Source organism: Sphingomonas sp. 10B4, from assembly GCF_035019905.1.
GTDB lineage: Bacteria > Pseudomonadota > Alphaproteobacteria > Sphingomonadales > Sphingomonadaceae > Sphingomonas > Sphingomonas glacialis.
This window is the reverse complement of sequence record NZ_JASJVC010000168.1, coordinates 1-854: the sequence shown is the minus strand read 5'-3', so window position 1 is coordinate 854 and position 854 is coordinate 1. Positions and strand designations below refer to the sequence as shown.

1 pseudogene is annotated in these 854 nt (G+C 63.5%); it reads left to right on the top strand.

The annotated features are described in order from the left end of the window. Nucleotides 1-112 precede the first annotated feature (112 nt). Nucleotides 113-854, top strand: a pseudogene (locus QN347_RS19300) (hypothetical protein); the annotation flags it as partial.

Genomic DNA, 854 nt, shown 5'->3' with positions numbered 1-854 from the left:
ACCCCCATGGTCGGTTTGCGCATGCGGGGTAGCGCGAGCAGCATGGCGTGCAGTCGTGCCAAGCCGGAAGATTTTGCTTGCGCGCGGACGCGCACTTTGATTCAGAATCTCCATGGACCGGGCATCCCTCCGTGCGCTTTCGCATGACGATCTGATCTCGGTGATCCTTGCGCAGGCGGAGGTCATCGCCCAGCAGAATACGCAGATTGCCGGATTGCACTCGACAATCGACCGTCTCGAAAAGCGCATTGCCGAACTGGAAGAGAAGCTGGGCCAGCCGCCCAAGACGCCGGATAATTCGTCGCTCCCGCCCAGTGCCGGGCACAAACCCAACTTGCCCGAACGCAAGCCCAAAGGCCGCAAGGGCCGCCCCGGTGTGACCCGTGCGCTTGCCGCCGATCCCGACCGCGTGATCGAGGCGATGGCCGCGCAATGCCCGCATTGCGAGGCGGCGTTGGCCGAGGCCGACCAGGGCGACTTCCATGCCTATGACCATATCGACCTGCCACCGATCAAGCCGATTACCATCCGTATCAACCTGCATCGCGGTATCTGTCCGTGCTGCGAGGGTCGCTTTACTGCGCCCGCGCCGCAGGGGATGGAACCAGGCTCGCCGTTTGGACCGGGCATCTGTGCGCTGGTGATCCATCTGCACATCACCCAGGCAATCAGCTTCGAGCGCCTCAAGGACATCATGAAGACGATCTTCGGGCTCGACATTTCCGAAGGCGCGATCGCCAACATCCTCGAACGCGCGCAGACGCCGATGCTGGCGGCGGCGGAGCGGATAGACCTCGGCCCGTGTCGCGGGACGCAAGTGGTGGCAGTGGGTGATGCACTGTTCGACGGCGATC